We start from the raw sequence: 24126 nt of genomic DNA, 5'->3' as shown, positions 1-24126 counted from the left end.
CCCGGCGGTGTCCGGTGGATCGTGCCACCTGCGGCGGGAACCCCATAGGTGGGACCTCTGTGGTGCGTGGTCTCCCCAGAGCGCATCTCCTCTGTCAGGCTGTCATGGACACCGCCATAGAGATCCGATCAATGCCGATCGGAGATCTGGATCGGAGACCTGGAGGGGACCATGGCCCGACCTCTGGACGGAACGCCCGGCGCCCACAGAACCCGCGGACGGCGGCGTGCGCTGCTCGCGCTCCGCGCCCTCGCCCTGGCCGCCCTCGCGGCCGCCGCCGTCCCTCCCGTCCCGGCCGAGGCCGCGACGAAGGCCCCCGCGCGGGCCGGATGCGAGGGGCCCATCACCCCCGCCCCACAGCAGGTCGTCGAGGACTGCGACACCCCCGCCCGCATCATCGACAAGGCCGCCCACACCGTTCCCACCCCCGGGCAGCGGGCCTGGCAACAGCGCGAGATCACCGCCTTCACGCACTTCGGCATGAACACCATGACCGGCCGCCAGTGGGGCTCCGGAGCCGAGGACGAGAAGCTCTTCGACCCGCCCGAGCTCGCCGTGGACCAGTGGATGCGGGCGTACCAGGCCGCCGGTGCCCGGCAGGTCATGCTCACCGCCAAGCACCACGACGGCTTCACGCTCTACCCGAGCCGCTACACCGACCACGACGTCGAGGCCAGCCCCTGGTGGACGAAGGGCCCCGGCGGCCGGAACCCCGACGGCGATGTCCTGGGCGCGTACGTCAAGGCCGCCCGTAAGGCGGGACTCAAGGTCGGCGTCTACCTTTCGCCCGCGGACGGCGCCGAGCTGCCGCACGCCTGGCACGCCCAGTGGGTCGAGAAGATCCGCGAGAAACAGCAGAACGGCGAGGAACTGTCGCTGCCCGAGCGGATGGCCCTGGAGGACGGCGACCGGGCACCCGCCGGTCAGGGGCGCTACGGCAACGGCAGCAAGCCCACCGAGCGCACCATCCCCACCCTCGTCCCCGGCGACGACCGGGCGGCCAAGGTCGCCTCCGGCGCGCTGCCCACCTTCCGCTTCGCCGCCGACGACTACGACGCGTACTACCTCAACCAGATCTACGAGATCCTGACGCAGTACGGCCCCATCGACGAGTTCTGGCTGGACGGCGCCAACCCCTGGGGCGGTGCCGGCGTCACCCAGCACTACAACGTCAGGAACTGGTTCGAGCTGATCCACGCGCTCTCCCCGAACTCCGTGATCTTCCAGGGCGCCCAGGGCGTGCGCTGGGTGGGCAACGAGGACGGCATCGCCAGGGAGACCGAGTGGTCGGTGACCCCGTCCGCGGTCGACCCCTGGACCGTCATCGGCGGCGGGCTGCCCAATGACTCCACCGACGCCGACATCGGCTCGCGCGCCAAGCTGACCGCGCCGGGCGTGCGCTATCTGCAGTGGTATCCGGCCGAGGCCGATGTCTCGATCCGCCCCGGCTGGTTCCACGACCCCGCGGAGCGGCCCAAGACCCCCGACCAGCTGATGTCGCTGTACGAGCGCAGCGTGGGCCGCAACGCCTCGCTGCTGCTCAACGTCCCGCCCGCGAAGAACGGCCGGATCGACGACGCCGATATGGCCTCCCTTACGGCCTTCGGCAAAGCCGTAAGGACGACATACGGCACCGGCTCCCGGCCGGTGACCGGCCATCCGGCCACCTTCGACCGGGTGCGGCTCGGCGAGGACATCCGCCAGGGGCAGCGGGTGGAGGAGTTCACCGTGCAGGCCCGGGTGGCGGGAACCTGGCGGGACATCGCCTCCGGGACGACCATCGGGGCCCGGCGCATCCTTCCGCTGGCCGCGCCCGTCACCGCCGACGGGCTGCGGATACGCGTCCTCGCCTCCCGCGCCGCGCCACGGCTGCTGCCGCCCACGGTCCACCTCGGCGAGGCGGGCCGCCGCTGAGCCGGCGATCCCGGGCCCGTGTCATGGTCATCTCAGCATCGTGTTAAGGCCACCCCGGGCACGCGGCGCCGGGGGGCGTCGGATAACTTGAGTCCGTGAGCAACAAGGTCAAAAAGAACGCCGTGCGCGCCGGTGCAGTCATCGCCGCGACGACGGCGATGCTGCTGATGTCGTCCCCCGCGTTCGCGCTCACCCGCGACGACGGTGACGACCCGGGTCCGGGCCTGAGTGTCGCCGAGACACTGGGCCTCTATGTCGCTGCTCCGATCATCCTCTTCCTGGTGATCGCGGGTCTGGTGATGGCGGGAGACAGGAAGTCCCGTAAGCAGACCGACTGACGCGATCGATCGACGAAGCGCGCACGCCGCTGCGGAGCGCCCCGGCCATCCGGCCGGGGCGCTTTTGTTGTGTACGGGGCGAGCCGTACGGGGCGGGCCGTGCGAGGCGAGCCGCACGAGGCGAACCGTACGGGGCGAATCGCCTTCCGGCCGCGGCCGGGCCGTCGCCCCCGATCGCCAAGTGGGGGCGCGTCACGCCGAGTTCACCGTGTGCCATCCACATGCCCTGGCCTGTTTATTTTCGCTTTAACCTACGGTGTCGTAACCTACGGTGCCGTAGGTATAGCCCGTCGCCCCCGTCCCCTGGAGCGCCACCCGTGACACTTGCCCCCACTCACCGCCACGGTCAGGCCGTCTGGAGCGATACCCAGCTCCTGTACGCACTCGAAGAGGTCGTCGAGACCGAGCTCAACCGGCATCTGAAGGTCGCCAAGGAGTGGATGCCGCACGAGTACGTCCCCTGGAGTGACGGCCGGAACTTCGACGGGATCATGGGCGGTGAGGCGTGGGCGCCCGACCAGTCCAAGGTGAGCGAGGTCGGCCGGATAGCGCTGGTGGTCAACCTCCTCACCGAGGACAACCTCCCCAGCTACCACCACGAGATCGCGACCCTCTTCGGCCGGGACGGCGCCTGGGGCACCTGGGTGCACCGCTGGACGGCGGAGGAGGGCCGCCACGGCATCGTGATGCGGGACTACCTGCTGACCAGCCGCGCCGTCGACCCGGTGGAGCTGGAGCGGTTCCGCATGACGCACATGTCCGAGGGGTTCGAATCGGACAACCAGCACAGCATGCTGCACACCGTGGCGTATGTCGCCTTCCAGGAGCTGGCCACCCGCATCTCGCACCGCAACACCGGCCATCACTCCGGCGACCCGGTGTGCGACCGGATGCTGGCGCGCATCGCCACCGACGAGAACCTGCACATGATCTTCTATCGGAACCTGCTCGGGAAGGCGTTCGAGCTGGCCCCCGACCAGACCATGTGCGCGGTCCGCGATGTGGTGGTCAACTTCCGCATGCCGGGCCACGGGATGCCCGGCTTCGAGCGCGCCGCCGCCAAGATCGCCATCGGCGGCATCTACAACCTGCGCATCCACCACGACGACGTGCTCCAGCCGGTACTGCGCTTCCTGAAGGTCCTGGAGATCGGCGGGCTCGGCCCGGAGGGGCTCAAGGCGCAGGAGGAACTGGGGCTCTACATGGGCGGATTGGACGATCAGGCCACCAAGTTCGACGAGCGGCGCGAGGCGCTGCTGGCCCGTCGCAGGGCCCGTGCCGAACGAGCGTGATCACTCTGGCACCATCGGGTGATGGTCGAACATTCATCGCAAGATGCGGCGGTGGATCCGGAAGCCGAAGCGGCCCGGCTGAGGGCCGCGGCGGCGGCCGGGAAGCCGGGCGCGTACCGGGCCTACGCCGAGCTCCTCACCGGCCGGGGCCGCCTGGACGAGGCCCTGCCCTGGTGGGCCAGGGCCGCCGACGCCGGGGACGCGGACGCCTCGCGCACGCTCGCGATCTGCCATAAGGACCGGGGCGAGTTCGCCGAGGCCGAACGGTGGTACCGCACGGCCGCCGACCGCGACGGCGGCTGTGCGTTCGGTCTGGCCCGGCTGCTTCAGGAGGCCGGTGACACGGCCGGCGCCGAGCGGTGGTACGAGCACGGGGCCGCGCTCGGCAGCATCGAGTGCAAGACCAACGGCGCGGTGCTGCTGGCCGCGCGTGGCGAATGGGACACCGCGCTCGCGCGGCTGGCCGAGGCGTCCGCGGAGGGCGACGACGTCGCCGCCCACAGCCGCCGGGCCATCCAGAACATGCTGAGGGACCTGGACGGCTGGCGCGCGGCCCTGGCCCGAGCGGAGGCCGAGGGCGACCCCGAGGAGGCGTACGAGGCGCTGCGCGAGCTGCTCGACCCGGAGCGCAGGGCGATGTTCGAGCGCTACCCCCGGATGGTCGCGGAGGCCGAGGCGCTGTACGCCGGGGCGGCCGCGGTCGGCAGTGCCAAGGCGCTGGTGGACCAGGCCCTCTTCATCGCCCGCGACGACGGCCGCTGGGCCGAGGCCCGCGCCCTCGTCGAACGCGCCCATGAGCGGGGCTACGACGGCGCGGCGTACGTCCTCGGCGTCTGGGCGGAGGAGAACGGCGAGCTCCGTACGGCCGAGGAGTGGTACCGCACGGCCGACGAGGCGGACGGCGGCCATATGTGGGCCTGCTTCAACCTCGGGGTGCTGTGCGTGCGGCAGCGGCGGCTGGAGGAGGCGGAGCGGTGGCTGCGGGCCACGGGGGCGGACGGTGCCGCCGGTGTCGCCGGTGCCGACGAGGAGGATGGCCCGAGCCCGTTCGACGAGGGTGAGGAGCGGATCGTCCAGGCGCTGCGGGACATCGCCGCGATCCGGGCCGACCCCGAGCGGATGCCGCCCCCCGAGTGGGAGGAGCGGCTCCCCGGGCTGCGGGCCCGTGCCGAGGAGGGTGGACCGGACGCCTGGTTCGCGTACGCCGACGCGCTCGACCGGCTGTACCGGCTCCCGGAGGCCGCCGAGTGGTACCGCAAGGCGGGCACCCCGCGCGCCCTGCTCGCCCTCGGGCGGATGCTGTACGAAGGGGGCGGCGCCAAGGGGCTGCGGATGGTGCCGTGCTACGAGCCCGCGGCGGCGGAGGGCGACGCCGGCGCGGCGTATGACATCGGCCGGATCCACGACGAGGCGGGGGACCGGCGCACCGCCCAGATCTGGTTCCGCCGGGCGGCCGACCTGGGGCATGGGCGCGCCGCGTGGTGGCTGGGCTGGACGTCTGAGGAGCGCGGCGGGGATCCGCAGCACGCCGAGCGGTGGTACGTGCGCGCCGCGCGCAGCGGTCTTGTTCCGCCCGCGTTTCTGGCGGGGCGGAGCATGGTGCGGCGGGGGGCGTGCGCGGAGGCGGAGCCGTTGTTGCGGGTGGCGTGTGAGGGGGCGCATGAGGAGGCGCCGTACTGGCTGGCGGAGGCGTTGCGGGGGCTGGGGCGCGCGGAAGAGGCGGAGCGCTGGCTCCGGGTCGCCGCGGATGCGTACCCGGACCTCCTCCACCGATACGGCGAAATGGCCCGCCTGGCCTTACGAGACCCTGGGTGAACAGGTTTGTGGGCAATCGTTCCGCAGGGCGGAACGGGTGGGCACAAACCGGCCACCGGCCGGTACCCGGCAACGAAACCCTGGCCAGGGACGAGCCGACGCGGTGCGGCTCAGCTAGGCGCTGGCTGAGCCATCGCTCCCGGGTGCCGCCCGGTGGGTGGGTTGTGCCCACCCGTTCCGCCCCGCGGAACGCATGCCCACAACCCACCGATCGCACCGCGGTCAGCTTGCCGCCGCGTCCGCCGCCTGGGCGCGGATGGCGCGGTCGACGCTCGCCCGCGACTCCGTCATCAGACGCCGCAGCGCCGCCGTGGGCTCGGCGGACGCGAGCCACGCGTCCGTGGCGTCCAGGGTCTCCTGCGAGACCTGGAGCGCCGGGTACAGGCCCACCACGATCTGCTGCGCCATCTCATGGCTGCGGCTGTTCCAGACGTCCTTCGCCACCGCGAAGTACTTCTCCGTGTACGGCGCCAGCAACTCCCGCTGATCGGTCTGGATGAAGCCCCCGATCACGGCTTCCTGCACCGCGTTCGGCAGCTTGTCGCTCTCCACGACCGACGCCCACGCCTCCGCCTTGGCCTGCGGCGTCGGCCGCGCGGCCCGCGCCGTCGCGGCGTGCCGCTCGCCCGCGGAGGTCTTGTCGCGCTCCAGCTCCGCCGCGATCGCGGCCTCGTCGGCCCGCCCCGTGGCGGCGAGCCGCTCCAGCAGCGCCCAGCGCAGCTCGGTGTCGATGACCAGGCCCTCGATCGCCGCGGTGCCCTCGAGCAGCCCGGAGACCAGGTCCAGCTGGGCGTCGGTGCGGGCGGTCGTGGTGAAGGCCCGCGCCCAGGCGAGCTGGTGGTCGCTGCCCGGCGCCGCCGCCCGCAGGTGGTCGAGCGTGGCCTCGGTCCACCGGGCCAGGCCCGTCTCGCGCCAGTCCGGCGCGGCGTACAGCTCCAGGGCCAGCTTCACCTGGCGGTGCAGCGACTGGACGACGCCGATGTCCGACTCCTTGGCGATGCCCGAGAGCACCAGCGCGAGGTAGTCGCGGGTGGCCAGTTCGCCGTCGCGGACCGTGTCCCAGGCCGAGGCCCAGCACAGCGCGCGGGGCAGCGACTCCTCGAAGTCGCCGAGGTGCTCGGTGACCACGGCCAGCGAATCCGGGTCCAGCCGGACCTTCGCGTAGGTGAGGTCGTCGTCGTTGAGCAGGATCACCGCGGAGCGCTTCGTGCCGATCAGCTGCGGCACCTCGGTCAGCTCGCCGTACACGTCCAGCTCGATGCGCTCGGAGCGGATCAGCTTGCCGGTCGGGTTCAGGTCGTAGAGCCCGATGGCGATGCGGTGCGGCCGCAAGGTGGGCTCGCCCTTGGCGCCGGACGGAAGCGCCGGGGCCTCCTGCCGCACCGCGAAGGAGGTCACCGTGCCGCTCGCGTCCGTCTCGATCTCCGGCCGCAGCACATTGATGCCCGCCGTCTCCAGCCACTGCTTGGACCAGGTCTTCAGATCGCGTCCGCTGGTCTCCTCCAGCGCGCCGAGCAGGTCCGACAGCCGGGTGTTCTGGTAGGCGTGGCGCTTGAAGTACGCCTGGACGCCACGGAAGAACTCGTCCATCCCGACGTACGCGACCAGCTGCTTGAGCACCGAGGCGCCCTTGGCGTACGTGATCCCGTCAAAGTTGACCAGGACGTCGTCCAGGTCGTTGATCTCGGCCATGATCGGGTGGGTGGACGGCAGCTGGTCCTGCCGGTAGGCCCAGGTCTTCATGGAGTTGGCGAAGGTGGTCCACGAGTGCGGCCACCTGCTGCCCGGCGCGTGGGCCTGGCAGGCGATCGAGGTGTAGGTGGCGAACGACTCGTTCAGCCACAGGTCGTTCCACCACTCCATGGTGACGAGGTCGCCGAACCACATATGGGCCAGCTCGTGGAGGATGGTCTCGGCGCGCGTCTCGTACGCGGCGTCCGTCACCTTGGAACGGAAGACGTACTGGTCGCGGATGGTGACCGCGCCCGCGTTCTCCATCGCGCCCGCGTTGAACTCCGGCACGAACAGCTGGTCGTACTTGGCGAACGGGTACGCGTAGTCGAACTTCTCCTCGAACCACTCGAAGCCCTGCCGCGTCACCGCGAAGATCGCGTCCGAGTCGAGGTACTCCGCGAGCGAGGGACGGCAGTAGATGCCCAGCGGCACCGAGCGGCCGTCCTTCTCGTAGGAGCTGTGCACGCTGTGGTACGGGCCGACGATCAGCGCGGTGATGTACGTGGAGATGCGCGGGGTCGGCTCGAACCGCCAGACGTTGTCCTTCGGCTCCGGCGTCGGCGAGTTCGAGATCACCGTCCAGCCCTCGGGCGCCGTCACGGTGAACTGGAACGTGCCCTTCAGGTCGGGCTGCTCGAAGTTGGCGAACACCCGGCGGGCGTCGGGCACCTCGAACTGGGTGTAGAGATACGCCTGCTGGTCGACCGGGTCGACAAAGCGATGCAGCCCCTCACCGGTGTTGGTGTAGGCGCAAGTAGCGACCACCCGCAGCTCGTTGTGCCCGGCCAGCAGCCCCGGCAGGGCGATCCGCGAGTCCTTGAAGACCTCGTTCGGGTCGAGCGCGTCGCCGTTGAGCACCACCTCGTGCACCGTGGGCGCCACCAGGTCGATGAACGACTCCGCGCCCGACTCGGTGGCGTCGAAGCGCACCGTGGTCACGGAGCGGTAGGTGCCGCCCTCCTGGGCGCCGCTCAGGTCCAGTTCGATCTCGTACGCGTCCACCGTGAGGAGGCGCGCCCGCTGCTGCGCTTCCTCCCTTGTGAGGTTGGTGCCAGGCACGTCGGCTAACTCCCGTTCGTCATGTGCGGTACGCCATGCGTCAGGCGGATGGCCATCCTCGCATGTCGGACGGTCTGCGCCGGTGGACCGGTTTGTCCACGCGCGAGGGGAACGGCCGTTTCGGCCGCTCCCCTCGCGGGCGAGTCGCGGGCGAGTCGCGGGTGAGTCTCGGGCGGGACGCGGGCGTCAGGTCAGGTCGGCCGCCACCAGCTCGGCGATCTGCACCGCGTTCAGCGCCGCGCCCTTGCGCAGGTTGTCGTTGGACAGGAACAGCGCGAGACCGTGCTCGACCGTCTCGTCCACCCGGATCCGGCCCACATAGCTGGGGTCCTGGCCCGCGGCCTGGAGCGGGGTCGGGATCTCCGAGAGCGCCACGCCCGGGGCCCCGGCCAGCAGCTCATGGGCGCGCTCCACGCTGATCGGACGCTCGAAGCGGGCGTTCACCTGGAGCGAGTGGCCGGTGAAGACCGGGACCCGGACACAGGTGCCGGACACCTTCAGCTCCGGGATCTCCAGGATCTTGCGGCTCTCGTTGCGGAGCTTCTGCTCCTCGTCGGTCTCGAACCGGCCGTCGTCGACGATCTTCCCGGCCATCGGGAGCACATTGAACGCGATCGGGCGGGCGTACACCCCGGGCTCGGGGAACTCCACCGCCGCGCCGTCGTGGGTCAGCTCGGCCGCGCGGTCGGCGGTCTTGCGGATCTGGCCGTCGAGCTCGGCCACGCCGGACAGCCCGGAGCCGGAGACGGCCTGGTAGGTGGTGGCCACCAGGGCGGTGAGCCCGGCCTCGGCGTGCAGCGGGCGCAGCACCGGCATGGCGGCCATGGTGGTGCAGTTCGGGTTGGCGATGATGCCCTTGGGGCGGTCCACCGCGGCGTGCGGGTTGACCTCGGCGACGACCAGCGGCACCGCGGGGTCCATCCGCCAGGCCGAGGAGTTGTCGATCACGACGGGGCCCTGGGTGGCGACCTTCTCGGCCAGCGCCTTGGAGGTGGCGCCGCCCGCGGAGAACAGGACGATGTCCAGACCGGAGTAGTCGGCCGTGGCGGCGTCCTCGACGGCGATCTCGGTGCCGCGCCACGGGAGCGTACGACCGGCCGAGCGGGCGGAGGCGAACAGCCGCAGTTGCTCGGCCGGGAAGTCACGCTCGGCGAGCACCCTGCGCATCACTCCGCCGACCTGGCCGGTCGCTCCGACGATTCCAATCCTCATATCAGCCCTTTTCCTTGGTTGTGCGGGTTCGAGGCGCCTACCCTCCTGGCAAGTGTCTCAGGCGGGCCCGTTACCGTCCTGTGATTTTCCCGCGGTGGGAGCGGTTCCGGGATGTGGCGGGGGCGGTTCCCAGATCTGATGAACGCCGAGTGAGCGGAAGAATTCCTGTTCACAAGGGTGCGATGACCGTTTGCTACCGCCAAGATCCACGTGTGGAGATCGGCGGCCCGCGTTGCCGCCTCGTTCACTCCCAGGCCATCCCCGATGCCAACGATCCAGGTGAGCACAGCCTCGCTGTCCGCCCGTCACCGCGTGTCCACTCGGGGAGATCGCGCATGTCCCGCATACGGTCCGTACGGTCCGCCGCAGCTGCCGTCGCCACCCTCGACCGGCGCACCTTCCTCGCCGCCGCCACCGCCACCGGTGCCACGGCCGGCCTGGGAATCGCCTTCGGTCCCGGCAGCGGCTCGGCCGGTGCCTCGCAGCCCGCCACCGCGCACGCCGCGGGCCGCCGGGTGGTGCAGGCCCCGGCGGCGCCCTCGACGGCCGGTACGACGCTGGAGACGTTCTCGGCCGCACACGGCGCCACCGGCTATCGGCGGCTCGCCGACGGCCCCGCCTGGGCCCGCGAGGTCCGCACCGAGATCACCGGCGCCAAGGGCGGCCGCGCGGACCGGCGCACCGCGCTCGCCTCGTTCGTCCAGCTCACGGATCTGCACCTGACCGACGTCCAGCACCCGATGCGCTACGAGTTCCTGCGTGCCGGGCGCGCCGGGGCCTGGCGGCCGCACGAGGCGCTGACCATCGCCGGGGTCGCCTCGCTCATCGAGCGGATCAACGGGCTGCGCGGCGGACCGGCCACCGGGGCGCCACTGTCGTTCGTCATGACCACCGGCGACAACACCGACAACAACGCCAAGATCGAGCTGGACTGGTTCCTGACCGCCATGAACGGCGGCCGGATCACCCCCAACACCGGCGATCCGCGCCGCTACGAGGGCGTCCAGAACAGCGGGCTCAAGGAGTTCTGGCACCCCGAGGCGGCGCTGCGCGACGCCGACAAGAAGGTCGGCTTCCCGCGCATCGACGGCTTCCTCGAGGCCGCGCTGCGCACCGTGAACAGCCCCGGGCTGCGGCTGCCGTGGTACTCCACCATCGGCAACCACGACGATCTGGCGGGCGGGGTCTACTCCCTCGGCCACGACTACTACGCCGACTTCGCCACCGGAAAGCGCAAGCTGGAGATCATCCCGGCGGCCGACGCGGAGCGGCTGTTCAAGGGGACGCGCGTCGGGGGCGACCCCAAGGGCGTCCAGATGAAGGCGCTGCTGGACGCGCACGCCAAGGACATGCGCACGGTCACCCCCGACGAGCGCCGCGCGCCCTTCAGCCAGTCCGAGTACCTGGCCGCGCACCTCGACCCGGCCGCCACCGGCTCCGGTCCGGTCGGCCACGGCTACACCAAGGCCAACCTCGAACAGGGCACGCTCTACTACTCGTTCCGGATCTCCGAGAACATGATCGGCATCAGCCTGGACACCACCGACCCGGGCGGCCACTACACCGGTTCGCTCGGCACCGCCCAACTGCGCTGGCTGGAGCGGACCCTGAAGGCCCACAAGGACGACTACGTGATCGTCTTCAGCCACCACTACAGCCGCAGCCTGGACAACATGAACCACGACCCGGGCCGCCCGGACGAGGCCCGCCACGGCGGGGACGAGGTCGTCGCCCTCTTCCAGCGCCACCCCAAGGTGCTGGCCTGGATCAACGGCCACAGCCACAAGAACGAGATCACCCCGCGCTCCACCTTCTGGGAGATCACCACCGCCTCGCACGTGGACTTCCCCCAGCTGGCCCGGGTGTTCGAGGTCGTGGACAACCACGACGGCACGATCTCCCTGTTCACCACGCTCATCGAGTCGGCCGCGCCGCACCGGACGGACTTCTCGGACCTGTCCCAGACCGGGCTCGCGGCCCTCTACCGCGAGCTGTCCTTCAACGCGCCCGGCGCCAGCCAGAAGCTGGCCGGCGACTCGACGGACCGCAACACCGAGCTGCTGCTGCGCAAGCCCTGACGCCTCCCCGCCGCGAGGGCCCGGGGACCTCAGCGGGGCAGGACCACCACATAGGAGGCCGGGTCGCGGTCGGCCGCCGCGATCAGCGCGGTACGGACCACCGCGGCCTGCTCCTCCGGCGACTCCCGGAGCTTCTTCGGGGTCACGCGCACGACCGTGATCCCGAGCCGCTCCAGGTGCTCGCGCTTGCGGCCGAAACCGCCGCGCCAGATCTCCTCGTCCTGGCGCGGCGCCCGGGCGTCGATCTCCACCGCCACCGCCTGCTCATGCCAGTAGGCGTCCACCCCGCCGAGCGCGGGCCCGCCGGGCAGCCGCAGCTCCACGTTCCACAGCGGCTCGGGCAGATGGTGGCCGCGCACCATGTCGTACAGCCGCCCCTCGGCGATCGCCCGCCCCTCGGCGAGCAGCGCGTCCACGGCGTCCACGACATGTGGCCGGGACAGCAGCCGGGCCGAGTTCAGCTCCGCGACGACGGCCGCGGCCTCGCAGTGGCCGTGCCGCACGGACTCGGTGAGCAGCCTGCGGACCAGTACGGCGTCGGTGAGCCGGGCGACGGCGTCGGCGAGGGCGCGGGCCACCGGAGCGGTGGGCACCCCCGCGACGTACTGGGGGGTGGGCAGGGTGCCGGCCCGGACGAAGCGGACGAAGCCGGTGGCGCGCAGCCGCCGGGTGCGCGGCACCAGGACGTCGATGTGGTCGAGGGAGGCCAGCGGGGGAGCGGAGGAGAAGTGGCGCAGGGCGAGCGCCGCCGCCCCGGTGATCATCGCCTCGCCGTACGGCTCGCCGCCGCCCGGGGCCGAACCGTCGGCCCCCTGGCCGCGGCTCGCGGTGTACAGCAGCGCGGCCAGCAGCCGCTCCTCGCTGGTCGCCGGGCCCGGGTGGAGCAGATGGACGCCCGGCAGGATCTGCTGCCAGGGCCCGCCGGCCCGGCTGCGCTCGGTGGCGACGGACGCGGTCACACCGTGCTCGCGGAGCTGACGTGTCGTCAGCACCCGGCGGTGGACGTCCGAGAGGTGGTGGAGGGGGCGGGGGGACAGCGGCGTGTTGTGGCTCATGCCCCCGCCATTCCCGCGCCCGCTCTACCGGCTAACCGCTGTTACACAGTCGTCGACAAAAGCGGACAACACCGTACTAAAGTACGGCAGTTCGAATGCCGAAAGAGCTCCCCGCCTCGGCCGAAAGAGCTTCCGACTCGGTCGGAGGAACGCCCGCCTCGGCCGGAGGAGCCCCCCGCCTCGGTCGGAGGAGTTCCCGCTTCCGTCCGCGTTCGCGTCAGGAGGCCGCCCGCGCGTCGCACTCCTGGCCGCGCAGTGCGCGGGCGAGGTCGTCGCGGGCCTCCAGGACCAGCCGCCGCAGCGCGGGGGCCGCGTCCGGGTGGCCGTCCAGCCAGGCGTCGGCCGCGTCCAGGGTGCGGGCGTCGTCCTGGGCCGCCGGGAACAGCCCGCGCACGATCCCCATCCCGATCTCGATCGACCGCTCCTGCCAGACGCGCTCGATCACCTCGAAGTAGCGCGGTGCGTACGGCGCCAGCAGATCCCGCTGGCCCGGCTGGTCGAAACCGGAGATGGTGGCCTCCACCAGGGCGTTGGAGAGCCGGTCGGACTCCACCACCGCGTCCCACGCCTCGGCCTTGACCGCGGCGGAGGGCCGGGCGGCCAGGCACCGCACCTGGTGGCGCTTGCCGGAGGCGGTGTCGTCGCGGGCCAGCTCGGCGGCGATCAGCGCCTCGTCGGCCTGGCCGCTCGAGGCCAGCGCGGCCAGGAACGTCCAGCGCAGCTCCTGGTCCACATCCAGCCCGTCGATCCGGGCCGTGCCGTCCAGCAGCCCGCGCAGCAGCCGCAGCTCGGTGTCGGCGACGGCGACCTGCGCGAAGAACCGCGCCCAGGCCAGCTGGTGCCCGCTGCCCGGCTCGGCCAGCCGCAGCTCGCTCAGCGCGCCCTCGGCCAGCCGGGCGGCGGCCGCCTCGCGCGCGTCCGGCGCCGAGTAGTGGTGCAGGGCGGACAGCGCCCACGCCTGGAGCATCTGCAGCACCCCGATGTCGCTCTCGGCCCTGGCGAACCGCCGCACCAGCTCCAGGTAGTCGCGGGCGGGCAGCAGCGCGTCACGGGTGAGGTTCCACAGCGCGGACCAGCTCAGGGCGCGGGCGAGGGGGTCGGTCAGCTCGCCGAGGTGCTCGCGCAGCGTGTCCAGCGAGCCCTCGTCGAAGCGGATCTTGCAGTAGGTGAGGTCGTCGTCGTTGACCAGGATCAGATCGGGCCGGGCGGCGCCGGTCAGCTCGGGGATCACCGTACGGGGGCCGTCGACGTCCACCTCGGCGCGGGCGTAGCGCACCAGCGCCCCGGGGCGCTCCCCGGCCGGGGCCTCCTTGCGGTACAGCCCGACGGCCACCCGGTGCGGCCGCAGCGTCCCACGCGGCGGAGCCGCATCATCGGAACCAGCGGACTCGGCGGCCTCCTGGACCACGGCCAGCTCGGTGATGTGCCCCTCGGCGTCATAGGTGGCGTGCGGTGTGAGCGCGTTCACCCCCGCGGTCTCCAGCCAGGCGCGCGACCAGGTGGTCATGTCCCGACCCGAGGTCTCGCCGAGCACCGACAGCAGGTCCGACAGCCGGGTGTTGCCGTACGCGTGCCGCTTGAAGTAGCGCCGCGCGCCCTCCAGGAAGGCGTCCTGCCCGACATAGGCCACCAGCTGCTTGAGCACCGACGCGCCCTTGGCGTAGGTGATCCCGTCGAAGTTGAGCTTGGCGTCCTCCAGGTCACGGATGTCGGCCGTGATCGGATGGGTGGACGGCAGCTGGTCGGCGCGGTACGCCCACGCCTTGCGGCGGTTGGCGAAGGTGATCCAGCCGTCGGTGAAGCGGGTGGCCCCGACCAGCGAGAAGGCCCCCATGAAGTCGGCGAACGACTCCTTGAGCCACAGGTCGTCCCACCACTCCATGGTCACCAGGTCGCCGAACCACATATGCGCCATCTCGTGCAGGATGACGTTCGCCCGGCCCTCGTACGACGCCTGGGTGACCTTGCCGCGGAAGATGAACTCCTCCCGGAAGGTCACACAGCCCGGGTTCTCCATCGCGCCCAGGTTGTACTCCGGCACGAAGGCCTGGTCGTACTTGCCGAACGGGTACGGATAGTCGAAGTGGTCGTGGAAGAAGTCCAGGCCCTGCTTGGTGACGGTGAAGATGTCGTCCGCGTCGAAGTGCTTGGCCAGCCCCTTGCGGCAGAGCGCGCCCAGCGGGATCTCCAGCGCCGAGCCGTCCGGCAGCGTGCGGCGGTAGCGGTCGCTCACGTAGTGGTACGGACCGGCGACCACGGCCGTGATGTACGTCGAGATGGGCTGGGTCGTCACGAAGTGGCTGGTCGCCGCGGTGTCGTCGGCGCCGGACGGCACCACCCGGTCCACCGCCCCGTTGCTCAGCACCGTCCAGCCCTCCGGGGCGGTCACCGAGAAGGTGAACGGGGCCTTGAGGTCCGGCTGTTCGAAGTTGGCGAAGACCCGGCGGGCGTCGGCCGGCTCGTACTGGGTGTAGAGGTAGACCTCGCCGTCCTCCGGGTCCACGAAGCGGTGCAGCCCCTCGCCGGTCCGGCTGTACGCGCACCGCGCGTCCACCACCAGCTCGTTCTCCGCGGCGAGGCCCTCCAGCGCGATCCGGGAACCGTCGAAGACCGCCGCCGGGTCCAGCTCCCGCCCGTTGAGCCGCACCGAGGTCACCGAGGGCGCCAGCAGATCGGCGAAGGTGGCCGCGCCCGGCTCGGCGCAGCGGAAGCGGATCGTCGTGGTGGAGCGGAAGGCGCGCGGCCCGGACCCGGTGTGCTCACCCACCGCGGACCGCAGGTCGAGCGCCACCTCGTAACCCTCGACGGCCAGCAGCTTCGCCCGCTCACGGGCCTCGTCACGGGTCAGGTTCTCACCGGGCACGACGCGGCTCCCTCGCCAATGTCTCGCATCTCGGATATCGGACAGCGGGAATCATGTCACGGGGCACCGACACGCGGCATCGGGGAATGAGTCCCCTTCCGTATGCGTTGGCCGAAGCAGCCAGCCCTCTATTCGTTTGCGATACCAATGTGCCCGTTCGAGGAGAAACCGTGACCGAGACTGCCAAGACGCCCGCCGATTTCTGGTTCGATCCGCTGTGTCCCTGGGCCTGGATGACCTCGCGCTGGATGCTCGAGGTGGAGAAGGTGCGCCCGGTCGAGGTGCGTTGGCACGTCATGAGCCTCGCGGTGCTCAACGAGCCCAAGCTCGATGAGCTGCCCGAGGAGTACCGCGAGCTGCTGAAGACCGCCTGGGGCCCGGTCCGGGTCTGCATCGCCGCCGAGCAGAAGCACGGCAGCGAGGTCCTCGGCCCCCTCTACACCGCGCTCGGCACCCGCTTCCACAACCAGGGCCTGGAGAAGAACCGCGAGACGATCGTGGCCGCCCTGGAGGAGGCCGGTCTCCCCGCCGATCTCGCCGACTTCGCCGACTCCGACGCGTACGACACCGAGCTGCGCGCCTCCCACAAGGAGGGCATCGACCTGGTCGGCCAGGACGTGGGCACCCCCGTCATCGCCGTCCCGGGCGCGGACGGCGAGCAGGTCGCCTTCTTCGGCCCCGTGGTCACCCCGGCCCCCAAGGGCGAGGACGCCGCCAAGCTCTGGGACGGCACCCTGATGGTCGCCTCGATCCCGGGCTTCTACGAGATCAAGCGGACCCGCACGGTCGGCCCGATCTTCGACTGACCCTTCCTCCGAGACCGACCCTTGCTCCGCCGCCGCCACGGCAGGGCCCCCGCACGAGTCGACCGCGCGGGGGCCCTTTTCCGTTTTCCGGCCGGCTTTCCGCCGGCTTCCGTGGACTTCCGCCGGCTCAGCCGCGGCGGCCCACCAGCTTCCAGGCGGCCGGGAGCGCGCCCATGGCCAGGGCGGCCTTCAGCGCGTCGCCGATCAGGAACGGGGTGAGCCCGGCCGCGATCGCCTCACCGAGGGAGATGTGGGTGGCCAGGGCGAGGTACGGGACGCCCACGGCGTAGGTGACCGCCGAGCCGACCGCCATGGTGCCCGCGGTGCGCAGCACCCCGCGGTCGCCGCCGCGCCGGGCGAGCGCGCCCACCACGGTCGCCGCCAGCAGCATGCCCAGCACATAGCCGAACGACGGCATGGCGGCACCGGAACTGCCCTCGGCGAACCACGGCATGCCCGCCATGCCGACCAGGGTGTACAGCGCCAGCGACAGGAAGCCGCGCCGGGCGCCCAGCGAGGTGCCCACCAGGAGCGCCGCGAACGTCTGGCCGGTCACCGGCACCGGCGAGCCGGGGACGGGCACCGAGATCTGGGCGGCGAGGCCGGTGAGCACGGCGCCGCCGATGACCAGTGCGGTGTCCCGGGCCAGGACGCGCCGGGCGGGGAAGACCGCGTCCGCGAGGACCGTACCGGGTGAGGCGGCGGCAGAAACAGTGCTCATCAGCGAAGCTCCCAGGTCAGAGGGTGATACCGCGACGCTAACCCGGCGCGGGGGCCCCGGACACCGTCGGATGGCCACAAAGGCGGACGCGTCGGCTTGGCGGCTTCTGGCAGACATTCCCGATACGGAGCGTGACATCGGCGTCCGATATCCAGAAAAGATCGTCCGCGATGTTGTCCCGCCAGGGCGCGCCCTTCACACTGGGGACGTTTTTGCATCCGCCACCCCCGGCCCGCGTAAGGGACAGAGAAGAAGAATGAACCGGACATCCGCGTCCTCCGCGCCATCCGGCGCCGTCGAGGAGACCGGCGCGGGCGCGACCGCCGCGTCGTCGCTCTCCCACGGCCTCAAGCAGCGCCATCTGTCGATGATCGCCCTCGGAGGTGTGATCGGCGCGGGGCTGTTCGTCGGCTCCGGCGCCGGAATCGCCGCCGCCGGTCCGTCGATCGTGGTCGCCTATGTGCTGTCCGGGCTGCTGGTGCTGCTCGTGATGCGGATGCTCGGCGAGATGTCGGCGGCCAACCCGGCCTCCGGCTCGTTCTCCGTCCACGCCGAGCGGGCGATCGGGCCCTGGGCCGGGTTCACGGCGGGCTGGATGTTCTGGATCACGCTGTGCGTGGCCCTCGCCGCCGAGGCGATCGGCGCGGCCGGGATCATGGTCCAGTGGTTCCCGGGCACCGAATCCTGGATGTGGGTCGCCCTCTTCATGGCGATCTTCTGCGGCACGAACCTCGCGGCGGTCAGCAACTTCGGCGAGTTCGAGTTCTGGTTCGCCGCGCTGAAGATCGCCGCGATCACCATCTTCCTCGTCCTGGGCGTGCTCGCGATCGTCGGCGTCCTGCCGGGCACCGACGCCCCCGGTGGCTCCCATCTCAGTGGTGACGGCGGCTTCCTGCCCAATGGCGTGAACGGCCTGGTCGTCGGCCTGCTGGCGTCCGTCTTCGCCTACGGCGGCCTGGAGACGGTCACGATCGCGGCGGCCGAGTCCGAGAACCCGGTCAAGAGCGTCGCGGTCGCGGTGCGCACCGTGATGTGGCGCATCGCCCTCTTCTACGTCGGCTCGATGCTCATCGTGGTCATGCTCATCCCGTGGAACGACAAGGCCGTGGTCGAGCAGGGCCCGTATGTGGCCGTGCTCAACTACCTCGACATCCCCGCGGCCGGCGACATCATGAACGTGATCGTGCTGATCGCGCTGCTCTCCGCGATGAACGCCAACATCTACGGCGCCTCCCGCATGTCCTACTCCCTGGTCACCCGCGGCGAAGGCCCCGCCTTCCTGGGCCGGGTCACCGGCGGTGTGCCCCGCCTCACCGTGCTCGCCTCCTCCTTCTTCGGCTTCGTCGCGGTGCTGCTCAGCTACTGGTGGCCGGACACCATCTTCAAGTGGCTGCTCAACATGGTCGGCGCCGCGGTGCTGGTGGTCTGGAGCTTCATCGCCGTCGCCCAGCTGCGGATGCGCAACCGCTTGCAGCGCGAGGCTCCGGAGAAGCTCGTGGTGAAGATGTGGCTCTTCCCGTACCTGACCTGGGTCGCGCTGGCCGGCACGGTCGGGGTCCTGCTGCTGATGCTGCGCGAGGCCGACACCCGCAGCCAGCTGTACGCCACGGCCGCGCTGGCGATCGCGCTCGCGGTCATCGGCTTCGCGCGGCAGCGGGTGGCGGCGGCCCGGCAGGGCGGCTGATCAGGGCTGGGCTTCGGCCTGCCAGGCGGCCAGCCGCTTGCGGTTCCCCACGACGAGCGGGTGCTCGGTTCCGAGCACCCGCTCGCGGCGTTCGATGAGTTCCCGCATGGTCGCTGTGGCGGCCGACGAGATGGCGGGACTGGCCGCTGCCGGTGCCCGCCGCGGCCAGATCGCAGAGGACCTGCGCGGCGTCGGCCTCGGGGAGGACGCCGACGGGGTACCGGGCCGATCCGGCGCCCCGCCACAGCGGCGAGGTCGCGTGCCGGGTGGTCACCAGGACCGTGCCGAGCGGGCTGGTGCGCAGCCAGCCGCCCTCCTCCAGGACCGTCGGGTCGTCCGCGTTGTCCAGGACCAGCAGCCAGCGCTGGGCGGAGTGGTCCAGGTAGTGCGAGACCAGGTCGGCCGCGGCGCGCTGGCCGCCGGCCGCGGCGGCCAGCTCCCCGGTGGTCGCCCCCCGGTCGCCCGCCACGGCGAGCATGCCCGCGCGCAGGGAGATCCGCTCCGAGGCGTTCACCCAGAGCCCGACGCGTCCGTGGTCCCTTACGGCTTCCGTGAAGAGGGCGTGCGCCACCGCCGTCTTGCCGCAGCCACCCAGGCCGTGCAGGACGTGAACGTCGCCACCGGGGCCGGTGACGGCCGCTCGCAGCCGCTCCATGAGGTCGGCGCGGTCCCGCAGGATGCCCGGTGCCCGGCCGACGAGCGGCACCCGCACGGAGTCGGGGGCCGTCGCGCCCTGGGACGGCCGGGGGCCGACCGGCTGTGGTGCGAGCAGGGATCCCGTTCCGGGCCCCGTTCCGGCCCCGTTCCGGCCCCGTAGTGGTGGTGCTCCTCGATGTACTGGTCGCCGCCGGTCTGGAAGACCCGGCCCTGCCCGGACGCGCGGCCGTCGATCGGCATGGGGTCGCTCACCGTTCGCTGATGTGCTGGTCGCGGCCGGCCTGGTAGACCCGGCCGCTACCGGACGCCTCGGCCGTCATACGGATCTCACCGACGGCGGGGCGCTGATCGGGGAGGCGGGGGCTCAACTCGTCCAGGATGCGGCGCAGTTCGTCCGCCACCTCCGGCTGGGCCATCAGCAGCCGACGCACCCGGCCCTGCCACTCGGCGGCCAGCTCCGCCTCGGACTCCGCGTCGCCCGTCTCGCGCGCGAGCAGCAGATCGTCGCGGCTCGCCGCGAACTCCTCGCCGATGCCGTCGGCTCTGTTGGGCTGGAACCTCTGCCAGAGCGAGACCAGGCCGTCCCTGGCCGACTCCCAGGCAGTGGTGGCCATCAGCGTGACCATGGTGGTGCCCGCCGTCCTGGCGAGATCGGCGATCTGCGGATCCATGCCCTCCCCCTTCGAGCGACCTTTGATCATAGGGCCGCCGTTCTCCCCGCGCAGGGATCGGATCAGGCCACTCCCAGTGCGCCGCGCCCGCCCTGTGTGCGGTGGCGGAAATCGCTCTTGCTGCTAGCGTGTACTTGCAAGTCAATTGCAATAAGCGGTCCGAAGGGCTTCGCATGGCCATCTACACACTTCCTGAACTTCCGTATGACTACTCGGAGCTGGCCCCGGTCATCAGCCCCGAGATCATCGAGCTGCACCACGACAAGCACCACGCCGCGTACGTCAAGGGCGCGAACGACACGATGGAGCAGCTCGCGGAGGCGCGGGACAAGGATCAGTGGGGCTCGATCAACGGGCTCGAGAAGAACTTGGCCTTCCATCTGTCCGGCCACATCCTGCACAGCATCTACTGGCACAACATGACCGGCGACGGGGGCGGCGAGCCGCTGGAGAGGGACGGTGTCGGGGAGCTGGCCGACGCCGTCGCCGAGCACTTCGGCTCCTTCGCGGGCTTCAAGGCCCAGCTGTCCAAGGCCGCCGCCACCACCCAGGGCTCGGGCTGGGGCGTGCTGGCGTACGAGCCGGTCAGCGGGCGGCTGGTGGTCGAGCAGGTCTACGACCACCAGGGGAACGTGGGGCAGGGCTCGGTGCCGATCCTGGTCTTCGACGCCTGGGAGCACGCCTTCTATCTGCAGTACAAGAATCAGAAGGTGGACTTCATCGAGGCCATGTGGAAGGTCGTCAACTGGCAGGATGTGGCGCGCCGTTACGCGGCCGCCAAGGAGCGCGCCAACAACCTGCTGCTCGCCCCGTAACCCGACCTCCTGCTCACGTGATCGTCTTCTCAACCTTCACGGGCAGGCGGAAAACGGGCCCCCGCGCGGTCGACTCGCGCGGGGGCCCTGCCGATCCGTGGCACGAGAGGGTCAGGTGAGGGCCCAGCGCTGGTTGGCACCGCTGTGGCAGCTCCACAGCACCAGCCGGGTGCCGTCCCCCGTCCCGTTGTCGTAGGCGTCCAGGCAGCGGCCGGACCCCTGGTGGACGCTGGCTGGCCAGGCTGTTCCAGGAGGCCCAGCCCATGGGCGCGGCGGGTACGTCGATCTGCGGGGCGGCGGCCAAGGGGGTTCCGGCGGCGGGGGAGGCATCGGCGGCGGCATCGGCGGCTGGGGCGGCGCCGGCCGAGGGTGCCGCGTACGCGACGGTGCCCAGCCCGGTGAGGCCCACCCCGGTGGCGGTCAGCAGCCCGGCCAGCAGCGCCCCGGCCAGGCGCCTGGGCCGCGGTCGTGGCCGTTCGGGGCGGGATGAGCGCGGCGGGCGGCGGAGGCGGCGGAGGACGAGACGCATCAGGAACCACTCCCATTCGATATGTCGAACCATGTTCGCGATATGGGTCGTAGCTGGTCTCCGAAGGATTCTGTGGACCAGGTCGGCCGGTGACAAGAGGTGTGCGTGGGGAAACCGTCCCCTGACGTCACCCCGTTCCCGAGGGAGTCCGCACCGTGTCCGCTTCACCCCACCGCGCCGACCAGGCGCCCCTCGACGAGGAATGGCGGCTGCGCCGTGAACTCGCCGCCGTCTACCGCCTGGTGGACCACTTCCGGATGACCGACCTGATCTTCACCCATATCTCCGCCCGCGTCCCCGGGCCCGAGCACCACTTCCTGATCAACCCGTACGGCCTGCTCTTCGCGGAGATCACCGCGTCGAACCTGGTCAAGGTCGACCTCTCCGGCCGGCCCGTCGAGGACACCCCGCACCCCGTCAACCCCGCCGGTTTCGTCATCCACAGCGCCATCCACGCCGCCCGCCCCGACGCCCTCTGCGTCCTGCACACCCACACCAAGGCGGGCTGTGCCGTCGCCGCGCAGGCGGACGGTCTGCTTCCGCTCAACCAGATCTCCATGGAGTTCTACGGCAGGGTCGGCTACCACGACTACGAGGGCGTCGCCCTCAACCTCGCCGAACAGCGCCGCCTCGTCGCCGACCTCGCCGGCCACCCCGCGCTGATCCTGCGCAACCACGGTCTGCTGACCGTCGGCGAGACCCCGGGCGAGGCGTTCCTGCGGATGTACTACCTGGACAAGGCGTGCGAGATCCAGACCACGGCCATGGCGGGCGGCGCGAAGCTCACCACGCCCCACCCGGACATCTGCGAGCTCACCGCCCGCCAGCTTTCGGGCGAGGACCACGGCTCCGACTTCCAGGACGACCAGGCGTACGCCCTCGCCTGGTCCGCCCTCCTCCGCCTGGTGGAGCGCGTCGCGCCCGACTACCGGGACTGAGACCGGCGGATCAGGCCTAAAGGGGTCCTTGCACTATGCCCGCCCGGGTCGCGAGGCCTGGCACCGCACCTCGCCGCGTTGCCGAAACGCCCATGTGGCTCCGCCACGAGGGCGCTCCGGCGCCTTGCGATGTACGGCACCAGACCACGCGACCTTATCGGGCGCTCATAGTGCAAGGACCCCTAAAGCGGCCGCCACGGCAAAGGCCCCCGCGCGGATGGCTCGCGCGGGGGCCCGGCGGGGGCTTGCGGGGTTCAGCTCGCCGGTTCCGGCTCGCGCCCCCGGGACCGGCCGCCACCCGGGGGCACAGGGGAATCAGAATCAGCGGAGCGCGTCCCTACGGGGTCGCCCGCTCCTTCGGCGCGGGCTCCGAGGCGGCGGCGGGGGCGGCGGAGCGGCCGGCGGTGAGGCGGTCCTTGACCAGGGCCAGGGCCACCACGAGCACGGCCACCAGCGCGGACAGGATCACCTGCTCGCGCCCGTCCTTGTCGGTGAGCATGTAGACCAGGACGAACGAGATCATCGCGATCGTCGCCCAGGTCAGATACGGGAAGAGCCACATCCGGACGATCAGCTTCTCGGGGTTCTCGCGCAGGATCATCCCGCGCATCCGCAGCTGGCTGAAACAGATCACCAGCCATACGAAGAGCGCGACCGCGCCCGAGGAGTTCAGCAGGAAGGTGAAGACGGTGTCCGGCCACTGGTAGTTGAACCACACCGCGACGAAGCCGAAGACGACCGAGCCGAGGATCGCGGCCTGCGGGACGCCACGGGAGTTGGTGCGGGCGAAGGAGGCCGGGGCGTCACCGCGCCGGCCGAGCGAGAAGGCCATGCGGGAGGCGGTGTAGAGGCCGGAGTTCAGACACGAGAGCACGGCGGTCAGCACGATCACGTTCATGATGTCGCCGGCATGCGGTATGCCGACCGAGTCGAGCGCCGCGACATAGCTGCCCTTGTCGGCGATCGCCTTGGCGTCCCAGGGCAGCAGGGTGACCACGACGAAGATCGAGCCCAGGTAGAAGACCGCGATACGCCAGATCACGCTGTTGGTGGCCTTGGTGACCGCCCGCTGCGGGTCCTCGGACTCACCGGCCGCGAGGGTGACGATCTCGCTGCCCATGAAGGAGAAGACCACCAGCAGCACACCGGTGAGGATGGCGCCCGGCCCGTTCGGCAGGAAGCCGCCGTGGTCGGTGAGGTGGGCCAGGCCCGCGCCCTCGTTGTCCGAATGCGGCAGCAGCCCGAACACCGCGAGCCCGCCGACCACGATGAACGCGCCGATCGCCACGACCTTGATCCCGGCGAACCAGAACTCGAACTCACCGTAGGAGCCGACCGAGACCAGGTTGGTCGCGGTGAGCACCACCATCACGATCAGTGCCCAGCCCCACTGCGGGACGGCCGGCCACCAGCCCTCCAGGATCTTGGCGCCGGCGGTGGCCTCGACCGCCAGCACCACGACCCAGAAGAACCAGTACAGCCAGCCGATGGAGAAACCGGCCCAGCGGCCGAGCGCCCGGTCGGCGTAGGCGGAGAAGGAGCCGGAGGTGGGATTGGCGGCGGACATCTCGCCGAGCATCCGCATGACGAAGACGACCATGAGGCCGACCAGCGCATACGAGATGAGAATGCCGGGACCGGCCTTGGCGATACCCGCACTGGAGCCGACGAAGAGGCCGGCGCCGATCACGCCGCCGATCGCGATCATCGAAAGATGGCGGTTCTTGAGTCCCGCCTTGAGGCCGTCGGGCGAGCCCGGGTCGCCGGGGGGCCGCTGCTGCTCCGGCGTGGTCGCAGGTTGTGCGCTCATGTGCTCGATTCCTTTGCTCTCGCGTTACGAGCGACGCCAGTGAATCTCAGGAGGTCGGCCAGTTGAACCTTTGAATCCGGATTGTTACTTGAGGTTTTCATGAGGTTCTTTGGCATTACAGAGATTTATGCGATG

General features: G+C 71.2%; 18 protein-coding genes. 9 read left to right on the top strand and 9 right to left on the bottom strand.

Annotated elements, in window-relative coordinates; genetic code table 11:
• Nucleotides 1-171 precede the first annotated feature (171 nt).
• The 4 genes from NP777_RS16265 (at nucleotide 172) to NP777_RS16250 (ending at nucleotide 5359) form a co-directional block, all read left to right on the top strand.
• Nucleotides 172-1914 carry an alpha-L-fucosidase gene (locus NP777_RS16265; RefSeq protein ID WP_256650848.1) on the top strand — a complete coding sequence of 581 codons (1743 nt, stop codon included), beginning with the start codon at nucleotides 172-174 and terminating at the stop codon, nucleotides 1912-1914.
• 95 nt (nucleotides 1915-2009) lie between these two features.
• Nucleotides 2010-2252: a hypothetical protein gene (locus NP777_RS16260; protein WP_014060726.1), complete on the top strand. Its 243-nt coding sequence runs from the start codon at nucleotides 2010-2012 to the stop codon at nucleotides 2250-2252.
• A 317-nt stretch (nucleotides 2253-2569) separates the two neighbouring features.
• Entirely contained in the window at nucleotides 2570-3544 is a 975-nt protein-coding gene (locus tag NP777_RS16255) for an acyl-ACP desaturase (RefSeq protein ID WP_256650847.1), read from the top strand.
• Between the two features lie 51 nt (nucleotides 3545-3595).
• Nucleotides 3596-5359 carry an SEL1-like repeat protein gene (locus tag NP777_RS16250; protein ID WP_256650846.1) on the top strand — a complete coding sequence of 588 codons (1764 nt, stop codon included), beginning with the start codon at nucleotides 3596-3598 and terminating at the stop codon, nucleotides 5357-5359.
• 222 nt (nucleotides 5360-5581) lie between these two features.
• Here NP777_RS16250 and pepN (NP777_RS16245) read toward each other — a convergent pair whose 3' ends face one another.
• Nucleotides 5582-8152, bottom strand: a complete 2571-nt coding sequence (gene pepN, locus NP777_RS16245) for an aminopeptidase N (RefSeq protein ID WP_256650845.1) — start codon at nucleotides 8150-8152, stop codon at nucleotides 5582-5584.
• Nucleotides 8153-8338: 186 nt separating this feature from the next.
• Entirely contained in the window at nucleotides 8339-9364 is a 1026-nt protein-coding gene (locus tag NP777_RS16240; RefSeq protein WP_256650844.1) for an aspartate-semialdehyde dehydrogenase, read from the bottom strand.
• Between the two features lie 335 nt (nucleotides 9365-9699).
• Here NP777_RS16240 and NP777_RS16235 point away from each other — a divergent pair, with 335 nt between their 5' ends.
• Nucleotides 9700-11442 carry a TIGR03767 family metallophosphoesterase gene (locus tag NP777_RS16235; protein ID WP_256650843.1) on the top strand — a complete coding sequence of 581 codons (1743 nt, stop codon included), beginning with the start codon at nucleotides 9700-9702 and terminating at the stop codon, nucleotides 11440-11442.
• 29 nt (nucleotides 11443-11471) lie between these two features.
• Here NP777_RS16235 and NP777_RS16230 read toward each other — a convergent pair whose 3' ends face one another.
• Together NP777_RS16230 and pepN (NP777_RS16225) are read right to left on the bottom strand one after the other, a co-directional pair.
• On the bottom strand, nucleotides 11472-12497 hold the full coding sequence (locus NP777_RS16230; RefSeq protein WP_256650842.1) for a hypothetical protein: 1026 nt from the start codon (nucleotides 12495-12497) through the stop codon (nucleotides 11472-11474).
• Between the two features lie 217 nt (nucleotides 12498-12714).
• Complete coding sequence (pepN, locus tag NP777_RS16225) at nucleotides 12715-15360, bottom strand: aminopeptidase N (protein WP_256650841.1); 2646 nt, start codon at nucleotides 15358-15360, stop codon at nucleotides 12715-12717.
• Between the two features lie 170 nt (nucleotides 15361-15530).
• Between pepN (NP777_RS16225) and NP777_RS16220 the strand changes: the two genes are divergently transcribed.
• The gene (locus NP777_RS16220; RefSeq protein ID WP_256650840.1) at nucleotides 15531-16166 is read left to right on the top strand and encodes a mycothiol-dependent nitroreductase Rv2466c family protein; all 636 of its coding nucleotides are present in this window, start codon (nucleotides 15531-15533) and stop codon (nucleotides 16164-16166) included.
• Nucleotides 16167-16293: 127 nt separating this feature from the next.
• Here NP777_RS16220 and NP777_RS16215 read toward each other — a convergent pair whose 3' ends face one another.
• Nucleotides 16294-16887, bottom strand: coding sequence for a biotin transporter BioY (locus NP777_RS16215; protein ID WP_256650839.1), 594 nt, complete (start codon nucleotides 16885-16887; stop codon nucleotides 16294-16296).
• 256 nt (nucleotides 16888-17143) lie between these two features.
• Here NP777_RS16215 and NP777_RS16210 point away from each other — a divergent pair, with 256 nt between their 5' ends.
• The gene (locus NP777_RS16210) at nucleotides 17144-18571 is read left to right on the top strand and encodes an amino acid permease (RefSeq protein ID WP_256650838.1); all 1428 of its coding nucleotides are present in this window, start codon (nucleotides 17144-17146) and stop codon (nucleotides 18569-18571) included.
• On the opposite strand, the gene NP777_RS16205 is transcribed toward NP777_RS16210, so the two are convergent.
• Nucleotides 18522-19277 (bottom strand): NB-ARC domain-containing protein, encoded by a 756-nt coding sequence (locus NP777_RS16205; protein WP_256650837.1) that lies wholly within the window; start codon nucleotides 19275-19277, stop codon nucleotides 18522-18524. The genes NP777_RS16210 and NP777_RS16205 overlap by 50 nt on opposite strands.
• Nucleotides 19278-19476: 199 nt before the next feature.
• Nucleotides 19477-19899: a hypothetical protein gene (locus NP777_RS16200; RefSeq protein ID WP_256650836.1), complete on the bottom strand. Its 423-nt coding sequence runs from the start codon at nucleotides 19897-19899 to the stop codon at nucleotides 19477-19479.
• 173 nt (nucleotides 19900-20072) lie between these two features.
• Here NP777_RS16200 and NP777_RS16195 point away from each other — a divergent pair, with 173 nt between their 5' ends.
• Nucleotides 20073-20714 carry a superoxide dismutase gene (locus tag NP777_RS16195; RefSeq protein WP_256650835.1) on the top strand — a complete coding sequence of 214 codons (642 nt, stop codon included), beginning with the start codon at nucleotides 20073-20075 and terminating at the stop codon, nucleotides 20712-20714.
• 111 nt (nucleotides 20715-20825) lie between these two features.
• On the opposite strand, the gene NP777_RS16190 is transcribed toward NP777_RS16195, so the two are convergent.
• A complete protein-coding gene (locus NP777_RS16190; RefSeq protein WP_256650834.1) occupies nucleotides 20826-21044 on the bottom strand; it encodes an RICIN domain-containing protein in 219 nt (72 codons plus the stop codon).
• A 354-nt stretch (nucleotides 21045-21398) separates the two neighbouring features.
• On the opposite strand from NP777_RS16190, the gene NP777_RS16185 reads away from it, so the two are divergent.
• Nucleotides 21399-22181 (top strand): class II aldolase/adducin family protein, encoded by a 783-nt coding sequence (locus tag NP777_RS16185; protein WP_256650833.1) that lies wholly within the window; start codon nucleotides 21399-21401, stop codon nucleotides 22179-22181.
• 337 nt (nucleotides 22182-22518) lie between these two features.
• On the opposite strand, the gene NP777_RS16180 is transcribed toward NP777_RS16185, so the two are convergent.
• A complete protein-coding gene (locus NP777_RS16180; RefSeq protein ID WP_256650832.1) occupies nucleotides 22519-23991 on the bottom strand; it encodes an amino acid permease in 1473 nt (490 codons plus the stop codon).
• Nucleotides 23992-24126 lie beyond the last annotated feature (135 nt).

Origin of the sequence: Streptomyces rugosispiralis (genome assembly GCF_024505145.1) — a bacterium.
GTDB classification, from domain to species: domain Bacteria; phylum Actinomycetota; class Actinomycetes; order Streptomycetales; family Streptomycetaceae; genus Streptomyces; species Streptomyces rugosispiralis.
This window is presented reverse-complemented; position numbering and strand designations above follow the sequence as displayed.

Coding starts and splice junctions, on each gene's coding strand:
- NP777_RS16200 (WP_256650836.1), bottom strand. CDS start 19,899: ATGGATCCGCAGATCGCCGATCTCGCCAGGACGGCGGGCACCACCATG.
- NP777_RS16230 (WP_256650842.1), bottom strand. CDS start 12,497: ATGAGCCACAACACGCCGCTGTCCCCCCGCCCCCTCCACCACCTCTCG.
- NP777_RS16180 (WP_256650832.1), bottom strand. CDS start 23,991: ATGAGCGCACAACCTGCGACCACGCCGGAGCAGCAGCGGCCCCCCGGC.
- NP777_RS16195 (WP_256650835.1), top strand. CDS start 20,073: ATGGCCATCTACACACTTCCTGAACTTCCGTATGACTACTCGGAGCTG.
- NP777_RS16240 (WP_256650844.1), bottom strand. CDS start 9,364: ATGAGGATTGGAATCGTCGGAGCGACCGGCCAGGTCGGCGGAGTGATG.
- NP777_RS16210 (WP_256650838.1), top strand. CDS start 17,144: ATGAACCGGACATCCGCGTCCTCCGCGCCATCCGGCGCCGTCGAGGAG.
- NP777_RS16235 (WP_256650843.1), top strand. CDS start 9,700: ATGTCCCGCATACGGTCCGTACGGTCCGCCGCAGCTGCCGTCGCCACC.
- NP777_RS16215 (WP_256650839.1), bottom strand. CDS start 16,887: ATGAGCACTGTTTCTGCCGCCGCCTCACCCGGTACGGTCCTCGCGGAC.
- NP777_RS16265 (WP_256650848.1), top strand. CDS start 172: ATGGCCCGACCTCTGGACGGAACGCCCGGCGCCCACAGAACCCGCGGA.
- NP777_RS16190 (WP_256650834.1), bottom strand. CDS start 21,044: ATGCCTCCCCCGCCGCCGGAACCCCCTTGGCCGCCGCCCCGCAGATCG.